Raw genomic sequence first — 8,891 nt, 5'->3', positions numbered from 1 at the left:
CCGTGCATGGCGGAGAACAGAGAGCCACCGAACACACCCGCGACACCCAGCATGTGGAAGGGGTGCATCAGAATGTTGTGCTCAGCCTGGAACACCAGCATGAAGTTGAAGGTACCGGAGATACCCAGAGGCATCCCGTCAGAGAAGGAGCCTTGACCCAAGGGATAGATCAAGAACACAGCGGTGGCAGCAGCAACCGGGGCGCTGTAAGCCACGCAGATCCAGGGGCGCATGCCCAGACGGTAGGAGAGTTCCCACTCACGTCCCATGTAGCAGAAGACGCCGATGAGGAAGTGGAAAATCACCAACTGGTAAGGACCACCGTTGTACAGCCACTCATCGAGGGAAGCGGCTTCCCAGATGGGGTAGAAGTGCAGGCCGATGGCGTTAGAAGACGGCACAACCGCACCGGAGATGATGTTGTTGCCGTACATCAGAGAACCGGCAACCGGCTCACGGATGCCGTCGATGTCAACGGGAGGCGCCGCAATGAAGGCGACGACGAAGCAGGCGGTGGCAGCAAGCAGCGTGGGGATCATCAGCACGCCGAACCAGCCCACGTACAGGCGGTTCTCGGTACTGGTCACCCACTGGCAAAACTGCTCCCACAGGGAGGCAGATTGTTGTCGTTGTAACGTCGTGGTCATGATGAAATAAGTGCAGTTAGGTTTACTTAGTGCCCACCCATAAAGGGATGACGGGGTATGTATATCCATACATTAACCGTACTGTTACAATTTGTAAAGAATCTTTAGGTAATTTATTTGAAATACACTTGACGCGGGCTGTCTCATTGTCGCTCTAGCTTCCCTATCAGAGGTGTCACTCCCACGGTAGTTACAAGGAGTTGAGGAAATTACGAAGGGTTGTGGTGATCGCACTGAATTCCAAGCTTGTCGCTTCCGTTCCTCGCTGAATTGCCTTGGTCAGGTGAAGGGGTACCTAGGCTATGGGCTGAGACAGGCGACAGGACAGCAGTCCTTACTAGAGAACCTCTTGTCTCAAAGGGAAGATTAAGCGATGGGAACAGCGCCACGTTCAATTCTTCATCGTGACCCAGCTCGACATTGGCAAGTCTCAGCTTCCTAAACCTGATTGGTCAGCTATAGCTCTAATAGTGCAGGACTGCTACTACGAGCACAGTGGCAAGTAGCGTTTTATTATTATTGCCTGTGGCATCCAGCAAGTTGTTCGTTCTCTCTATGCCCTAGACTCTTGAGGGTTTAGCCCCTTTTTTGCATTTGAAAGGGGAGCGACAGCACTGTAGAGCTGGAGTGCGATCGCACTTCTCCATTCCTCTAGAACATACTCCCGGTGAAGGAACACAGGCAGCACGACCGAGCGCTCCTTATCTTTAACTCAGGTTTCTCTCTGAACTCCCACCCCGTTCCCTACTGAGCAGTTAGGCTCTGTAAAATTCTTGATATTACTAACTATCCCCAAGGCACTCACTTCAAAATTCAGATTAGCCCGGCACTTTCCATGCCCTCGCGTTTTCCATCCTTTCTAGCAGATAACTTACTCCAACCAACTCACTATTTTACAAGCCAGGCCTTCCACACATTGCTGGTAATCTCAACGGTTGCGTTGCAACGCCACTTCCCCAGGGCATCACATCTTTTAGATTGAATCGTGCTTTCCCTAAAACGATTCGTTGAGTAGATGGGTTGGTAGTCTGGATGGCATAAATCTAGCTAACAGCGTTTCTGGCAAATATAATCTCCAAGATTATGAGACACTGAATCCGTTAATAACTATAATAAAATCTTAGATTAAGCTGAATTGTCACTAGCCTTTCCTCCAACCCGTTAGATAGAGCGGAAGATAAGGAGAGCCAAATGGTTCTAGAAGTTTTTCTAGCAGTCATCTGAGATTGTGATGTGTACCCTAAAGATGGATTGAATTATGGCAGTAAAAAGTAAGGAACCTCTGACAGGCAAGGAACTTCTGGCCAAGGTCAAAGATAACGATAGCCTCACTAAGCGGGAACTCGCTAAGGAATGTGGTTATTACACAGTTGGTAAAGAAGGGCAAACCCGTGTGAACCTGGCTGAATTTTATGATGCTCTGCTAGTAGCGAAGGGCATTCAGCTTGAACCGCAGAAGAGCGCAGACGGAAGAGGTCGAGAAGCGTCATACACCCTCACTGTTCACAAGAATGGTCAGATCGTGATTGGTGGAGCTTACACTCAGGAGATGGGTCTCAAGACTGGGGATGAGTTCAAAATTAAACTAGGCTACAAGCACATCCACCTGGTCAAGCTGGACGCTGAAGGCAATGAAGATCAATCTTGACGAAATTGATTGATGAATAAAGTGTTCTAGCTCTTTCTCATAGGAATTTATCTTTCAGCGTGACCATCCTTATATGAATGATGCAGCTGAAAACGCAGATGATCGAGTCGCTGCTGGAACTACCCGTGGCAAGCCGCCTAATGAACTCGTCTTTCTAATCAAGTGGCTGGTTTAAGACGGCTTAAGCAACCGAGCCTTCGCTACCAGGCAGGCGTTACCCCAAGATATGTATTCCACGTTGACTGGGTGAGGGCAAAAAAGACATTGCTGTCTAGACCGAACAGCCGGGGAGACCTGGCTGTTATTTTTACCTATCAAAACTATAGGAAATAATGCAAATCCTCTCCTGAAGAGGATAACCTCAATATCGGGTGCCAGTGTGAAACTGAGCGTGGGTTTGCACAGCAGTATTTGTCAAGCGACATCGCTATCTAACTTTATTGTTCAAATTATGGAGTACAAGTTGGAGCAAGCTCTATGCTCAACGGGACGGTCGATCGCCGCAGCAGGAGTTCCCTCGACAACACCCAAGCCGACCTACAGCTGACTATGTAAACGTCTAACGAAGGAAAATAAGACGGTGAGGTAAGGTAACTCGACAGCCTTAAGGGAGGTTCGCCTGACGGCGAACAGTAAATACGGACTCACTATTATTGTTAGCTGTACTGATATATAGCCAATCTACCTGAGAGTACCTTGAGGAGTTTTCGTTCCTCAACCCCCCTTAGAGAGGCGTGTTAAATTACCGCCAGTCGAGTAGCTACCACCGATTGCAGCCTAGGAGCAGTGCCCCTCGTAGCCATTACTTCAATATTAATGGCCGGGAGCAAGGGGCGCTAAAAGTCTGAAACGACGGTACGGAGAGGGAGGGATTCGAACCCTCGGTCCTTGCGGACACCCGATTTCAAGTCGGGCGCATTCGACCACTCTGCCACCTCTCCAAAGGGGGATGACTACCGAACGGGCAGTCCTAACATCTGTTATATCACTCCGATGGCAGACTTTAAGACCAATCTGGGTGCTTATAGACGAGGATAATTCCTGCCCTCTAAGGATGTGCCAGACAATTCACAGGCACAAGGGAAGTCGTGGAAGGCTGTTGCCTTCGTCAAAATGTTTCACATTGATAATGTCAATCTTTGGAGCCACGCTGCCACCTCAATGTGAACCCTTAAGGTTTGCTGGTGGCTATGCAATGTCGGCCTACTAATAAACGCTATGAGTCAATCCATGTTCTCGACCTGGCCTGTTTCCATCAGCGCTCCCAAGGCTGCTGTTAAGCCCGAACAGCTGACTAGCACGGAACTGGTAGCCCTCTGCCAGCAACGGCTACGGCCCGAGCGAATGATGTTCGCCGAACTTCTGCGCCGCTACCAAGGCCACGTAGATAAGTTGCTCTACCACCTCGCACCTGATTGGCCCGATCGCGCAGATTTAGCTCAAGAAGTCTGGATTCGGGTATATCGCAACATGCGCCGCCTGAACGATCCCGCAAAGTTCAAAGGCTGGCTTGGTCGCATTACCACCAACTTGTTCTATGACGAGTTGCGGCGGCGTAAGCGCAACCGCGCTACCCTCTCCCTCGATGCTCCCCTTGCTCTTGAAGATGGCAGCATCGATTGGGATGTACCTGCCAGTGCTCCCGGCCCAGTTGACACCATGATGACCCAGGAATTCTACGACCAGCTGCACCGCGCTATCGCCGATCTGCCTGAGGTCTTTCGTACTACCATTGTGCTGCGCGAGATTCAAGGGCTGTCCTATGAAGAAATTGCTGAGATGACTGGGGTATCGCTGGGTACTGTTAAATCTCGCATTGCCCGTGCTCGACAGCGGTTGCAGACTGAGTTGCAGCCTTATCTAGGCAACTAGGGCCAACACGTTCAAGGGTGCTCTGCCAACCAATTTTACGTCTTGTGTAATTTGCAAAGTATTGGGAACCGATTTAGAACAAATATCCGTCCTTATAGCAATGCCTGAGCAAAAGCAGAAGCATCTATCTAGGGATATATGTTTTGCTTGTTAGAATTGACCTCCGGAGGTTACCGATTTTAAGGGGTTGGCATTATGATCAGTAGCGGCGGTAATAACTAGCTTGTTTAGCGAACTGTTAGACTGGGTCGTTGCCTGCCATGGTCGTTGTTTAGTTGCTTATTCCAGGTGTTGTTTTTGGTATGGCTACTTTTCCTTATATGCCTAGCCAGGTTCAGCGTTCATCCTCCAGCGGTGCCACTTCAGATGAGTCTTTGATGACTACAGCGTCCTGTTGTCACGATTTAGACGCTACTAAGCGCGATCGCTTTGAGTTGATAAGCGCCTATCTCGACGGTGAGGTTACGCCCCAAGAACGCCAGCAAGTATTGTGTTGGCTTCAACAAGACGACGGCACTCGCACTTTATACAATCGCTTACTCACTCTGCGCCAGGGGCTACGTACCCAAAGTGGCCCTTCCAACTGCGACCCGGAAGAAACCATTGCGGGCGTTTTCCACGGTCTTAATCACCGACTCAGGTTGGTTACGATGGCGGGTCTTGGAGTGGCCGCCATTGGTGTGATTAATCTTTTATCCGGAGGGGTTGGGGCTGGCAATTCTTCGTGGCGCATGGCGACGAGTGCTCAGCCTGAGGCTCTAAAAATTGCCCTCGATAGACCAGCTTTTCCTATTCCTGAGACATCGCCAGCTATGTCTACCGACATCGGTAACCCTGTGGAAGCTGGCGGTCTTCCCATCGATTCTGAGCTGTAGTCACTTGAGTTAGTACTCAATTCATTCTAAATGACGAGCGGGTTAGGTCTCTCAAAGAGACCTAACCCGCTTTATTTGTGAACTTGATTTGTTTGTAGTTGACTAGTATGTGAGGTAGGCCTAAAACTTTTCTAGCTGGTCAAGGCGCAGCCAAAAATTGGGGGTTGGCACCTTACCAAACTTAACCAGGGCATAATCATCACTGGTTTCCAAGATTTCCCCTTGGGTTTCAAACAGGTAGGGTGGGAATCGAGTATCGCTAGCGGTAGCCTCTAGACTACTTTCTAGTTTGTCGCGCACGGCGCGCACTAAATCGCCACGCTTTAACGTTGCTGCCATAGATCTATTTGCTATCAACCTCAGCCTTACTGTACACGAAATCTCCGGGCGCAGCACCTTAGGGTGTTTGCTAGCGCTGGCACTGAGGGCAGTAGTGGGCCGATCGCCCGGCTAGCTTGAGACGGCAGATGGGGGTGTCGCAGCGGCGACAGGGTTGGCCTTCGCGGTCGTAGACCCAGGCAACGCCGCCATAGTTGCCGTTAATACCGTAGATGTCGCGGTAGTCGCTAAAGGTGGTGCCCCCTGACTCAATGCTAGTGGTGAGCACCTCACGAATGGCGCTGTGCAGTCGCTGGAGTTGTTTGGGGCCAACGCGATCGCTGAGGGTGAGTGGTTTGAGCCCGCTTAAAAATAGCGCTTCATCGGCGTAGATATTGCCAATGCCCGCTACCAATCTTTGGTCGAGCAGGGCATTTTTAATGGGGCGACGGCTCCGGCTGAGGCGCTGGCGTAGGTAAGCCAATGAGAACTCTTCGTCAAAGGGTTCAGGTCCTAGGGTTTGTAGGCCGGTCATAATGCTTGTGGGGTCAACCCCAGGGGGCACCCACCAGAGGCGGCCAAAGGTGCGCTGATCGACGTAGCGCAGCTCGTGGTTATCGCTGAGCCAGAGACGGACTCTACAGTGGAGCTGCATTGGGGTTTTCGGGTCGAGCCACAGTAACTGTCCTGTCATGCGCAGGTGTACCCCCAGATAGCCGCCGGGGCTGCCGTCCGCCTGGGTGAGCTGCCCCAGCAGGTATTTACCCCGGCGGTGCCAGGCCGACAGGCTGGAGCCAGTAATGCCGGCTAAAAACGCTGCTTCATTGTTATCGGGATGGGCGATCGCACGGGCTAGTAATACCTGCCCTCCCTCCAATTGATGTCCCGGCGTTACTCGCGCCAGACCGCGCCGCACGGTTTCAACTTCAGGTAATTCTGGCAAAGCTTAACCTTGGGCTGCTGCCCCCTCACGGTGTGTTCCTGAACTATAGCAATCGTGGGGATGCGCATACAGAAACGACCTTAATTATTAAGGCCTATGCCGAAGCACAGGCCTTAATGATTGCCACAACGCTAGTCAAATCCCTGTGGTCCCTGCCAGAGCACTGAAGGCAGCTTTCGGCCAGGGCTAGAGGGCAATGCCTAGCTAGGCCTTCTTAGCTGCTTTGGGAGCCTCAACCTCTTGAAGCTCGGCCAGCGCGAAGTTGTTGGTGTTGATGCCAGCGTAATTGACATTATTAAAACGCACTACCGCGGGGTATTTGATGCCGCTTTGGTCGATAGTGGCAACGGTGCCGACTTCCCGGAACCAGTAAGACTCTTTGCGGAGAATGCGAACTTTAGAACCACGTTGAACCATGAACAATGCCCTCTTGAAAATCAATATTAATGGCAGCTTGCCCAGGCCAAACCCCAGCCCAGACTCATTGCAAAAAGCCGTGGCTAAGCTTGGATAGGGGGTTATTCCATGTCCACCAGATTACTACGAGTCCTCAGCTCCATGGCATCATAGGGTTTAAGTTTTATTGCAGTCCCAAGAACAGGATCCATAAAAATTAAGGAAGAGCGGAAGACAATCAGTTCGCAATCAACATGAGCAACTCTTAGACTGCTTAGCGGATAAAAAGACGATTGTCCCACCGACCTAAATTTTCTAACCACAATTTTGTTTACATTTCGCAACATAAGGGAATATTAGTAATATCACCCCACGGGAGACTTGCTCAGCATGCTCACTAACGTCCAGGCTCTAGTCCAAGCCACCGATGGTCGCTACGCCTCCGACCAAGAGCTGATGTTTTTTCAGCAATACCTGGGCTCTGTTAGCATCCGGCTGCGGGTTTACCAAAAGATTCAGGGGGCTGAGCAGCAAATCATTAGCCAAGTCCTAACTCGGCTCAAGGTTCAAAAACCAGATATCTTTTTAGTAGGTAGTCAAGATTTAGCCGCCAAATGGCAGCGAGACACGGTGCGAGTGCTGCGCTACAGCGCTACGGCACTGCTGCTTGACGATTCGGAATGGCTTAAAGACACTCTGCTGATGTGGTTTCAAACCATCATGCGAGCCTTTGGAGCCCAGGAAAGCTGCAACCTCACCTACACCCTGATGCAGGAGGTGATGACCCAGCACCTCAATACTGAAGAGCTGAGACTGTTTTTACCCATCCTGGAGCTGAGCCGTACCCTCTTGGGTAAGTCCATTTAAGCCTAGCCAGATACTGAGATCGTCGGCACCAACCGCTCGCCTTACAGCTATAACACCACAGCCCAGGTCGCCAATTGCAGCGGTCTGGGCGCTTTAGTACTGAGGAAATAATTACTACGTTTTGTGTCGTGACAGAAAAGCGTAGGTAGGCGACAATGCTTTATCTCCAGCAGCTTTAGCCTTGGGCAGACAGATTGGCAACGGGGCGATCGCGCACCTCTGTGCTGTTAATTCTGCGTCGGCCTGGGCACATTACAGCTATCACTGAAAACAGTCTTACAAGGCCTGTTCGAGCTATGGTTATGACCACAGAGACCGCCCACCGTCTGCACCAAAAATTTCCCAAAAAGCATAACCACTATGCCCTGCGGGATTTCTTCCAGTTCAATAGCGAATACGGCACGATTACCGACTGGAACGACGCCCGCAATGTGCTCACCAGCGAAGACTTTATTATTGGCCTGCTAGAGGGGCTGCAAGAAGAAGTCGGTGATGCCTCATCAGCCATCATGTATACCGTGGGGCTGGAGTGGGGCAAAATCGACTCGCTACAGTTTGAAGCCTGGTTTGAGCGCGAGTTTGCCATGAGCCCCCGTCGCGCCAACCTAATGTTTTTGCTCGAAACTTGGTGGTGGCCCTACATTTCCCAAGGCTGGGGTCGATGGGAGGTCGACATGAGCGATCGCAAGCAGGGTTTCATGTTCATCAACTTGTTTGACTCTGCTGTGGCCCGCACCTTGGGCGACGTGGGCAAGCCCGTCTGCCATCTCTACGCAGGTCTGTTTGCCGGGTTCTTTACTGAGATGGTGCGCAAGCAGCTGAGCTGCATTGAAATTCAGTGCTACTCCATGGGCGAGACCTACTGCAAATTCTTGCTGGGGGGCCGCGAGCGCATCGATGCCGCCTCCTTCTGGATGAATGAAGGGGCCAATGCCCGTGACATCGAGAAGCGCCTGCGGGCTGGAGAAGGTGGCCAATGAGCTCATTTTCTGTAGAGTCGCAGAGCCAACCCTGGCTTAGAGAAACGGTACAGGCCTTCTTTGAGGCCGTAGCTTGGGACGGGCGATCGGTGCCCGCCATTCCGGGATTGGGGTCGAGCCCCCGGTCAGAGTCGACTATGACCATGACCGTTAGCGATTTCTTTCAAAACATTGCCTGGGATGGTCAGCCCACCATTGGGGTGCCCATCTCTCCCCTAGCGGCAACGACGGCTCCCGCCGCTGATCCCAATCTCGATTTGACCCTCGACGGGTTCTCTGACCTATTTGGCTAGTTGCCAGTCCTTGGCCTGCTAGCCGACGGTAAGCGCCACCAGCTCAACCACC

The 8,891-nt window shown here is 51.5% G+C and carries 9 protein-coding genes, 1 tRNA gene and 1 pseudogene; 6 read left to right on the top strand and 5 right to left on the bottom strand.

The window, feature by feature from the left end; translation table 11 throughout:
• Positions 1–647, bottom strand: a pseudogene (locus tag H6F75_RS20600) (photosystem II q(b) protein); the annotation flags it as partial.
• A gap of 1,258 nt (positions 648–1,905) precedes the next feature.
• On the opposite strand from H6F75_RS20600, the gene H6F75_RS20595 reads away from it, so the two are divergent.
• A complete protein-coding gene (locus H6F75_RS20595) occupies positions 1,906–2,295 on the top strand; it encodes an AbrB family transcriptional regulator (RefSeq protein WP_190515661.1) in 390 nt (129 codons plus the stop codon).
• Positions 2,296–3,153: 858 nt separating this feature from the next.
• Here H6F75_RS20595 and H6F75_RS20590 read toward each other — a convergent pair.
• Positions 3,154–3,236, bottom strand: a tRNA-Ser gene (locus tag H6F75_RS20590).
• Positions 3,237–3,513: 277 nt separating this feature from the next.
• On the opposite strand from H6F75_RS20590, the gene H6F75_RS20585 reads away from it, so the two are divergent.
• A complete protein-coding gene (locus tag H6F75_RS20585; RefSeq protein WP_190515663.1) occupies positions 3,514–4,167 on the top strand; it encodes a sigma-70 family RNA polymerase sigma factor in 654 nt (217 codons plus the stop codon).
• A 302-nt stretch (positions 4,168–4,469) separates the two neighbouring features.
• Complete coding sequence (locus tag H6F75_RS20580; RefSeq protein WP_190754325.1) at positions 4,470–5,042, top strand: transcriptional regulator; 573 nt, start codon at positions 4,470–4,472, stop codon at positions 5,040–5,042.
• A gap of 120 nt (positions 5,043–5,162) precedes the next feature.
• On the opposite strand, the gene H6F75_RS20575 is transcribed toward H6F75_RS20580, so the two are convergent.
• The 3 genes from H6F75_RS20575 to H6F75_RS20565 all read right to left on the bottom strand — a co-directional run bounded on the left by H6F75_RS20575 (position 5,163) and on the right by H6F75_RS20565 (position 6,720).
• Positions 5,163–5,381 carry an NAD(P)H-quinone oxidoreductase subunit O gene (locus H6F75_RS20575; RefSeq protein ID WP_190754324.1) on the bottom strand — a complete coding sequence of 73 codons (219 nt, stop codon included), beginning with the start codon at positions 5,379–5,381 and terminating at the stop codon, positions 5,163–5,165.
• Between the two features lie 70 nt (positions 5,382–5,451).
• Positions 5,452–6,303, bottom strand: a complete 852-nt coding sequence (locus H6F75_RS20570) for a DNA-formamidopyrimidine glycosylase (RefSeq protein ID WP_190754323.1) — start codon at positions 6,301–6,303, stop codon at positions 5,452–5,454.
• A gap of 204 nt (positions 6,304–6,507) precedes the next feature.
• The gene (locus H6F75_RS20565; protein ID WP_190515672.1) at positions 6,508–6,720 is read right to left on the bottom strand and encodes a photosystem I reaction center subunit IV; all 213 of its coding nucleotides are present in this window, start codon (positions 6,718–6,720) and stop codon (positions 6,508–6,510) included.
• Between the two features lie 369 nt (positions 6,721–7,089).
• Here H6F75_RS20565 and H6F75_RS20560 point away from each other — a divergent pair, with 369 nt between their 5' ends.
• The 3 genes from H6F75_RS20560 to H6F75_RS20550 all read left to right on the top strand — a co-directional run bounded on the left by H6F75_RS20560 (position 7,090) and on the right by H6F75_RS20550 (position 8,839).
• Complete coding sequence (locus tag H6F75_RS20560; protein WP_190754322.1) at positions 7,090–7,566, top strand: phycobilisome protein; 477 nt, start codon at positions 7,090–7,092, stop codon at positions 7,564–7,566.
• Between the two features lie 296 nt (positions 7,567–7,862).
• Positions 7,863–8,546 carry a V4R domain-containing protein gene (locus H6F75_RS20555; protein ID WP_190754321.1) on the top strand — a complete coding sequence of 228 codons (684 nt, stop codon included), beginning with the start codon at positions 7,863–7,865 and terminating at the stop codon, positions 8,544–8,546.
• Positions 8,543–8,839 (top strand): hypothetical protein, encoded by a 297-nt coding sequence (locus H6F75_RS20550; protein WP_190754320.1) that lies wholly within the window; start codon positions 8,543–8,545, stop codon positions 8,837–8,839. The genes H6F75_RS20555 and H6F75_RS20550 overlap by 4 nt, the downstream gene beginning before the upstream one ends.
• Positions 8,840–8,891 lie beyond the last annotated feature (52 nt).

Source organism: Nodosilinea sp. FACHB-131 (assembly GCF_014695395.1).
Lineage (GTDB): Bacteria > Cyanobacteriota > Cyanobacteriia > Phormidesmidales > Phormidesmidaceae > Nodosilinea.
Note: the sequence above shows the minus strand (reverse complement) of the source record. Positions and strands in the feature narration are given on the sequence as shown.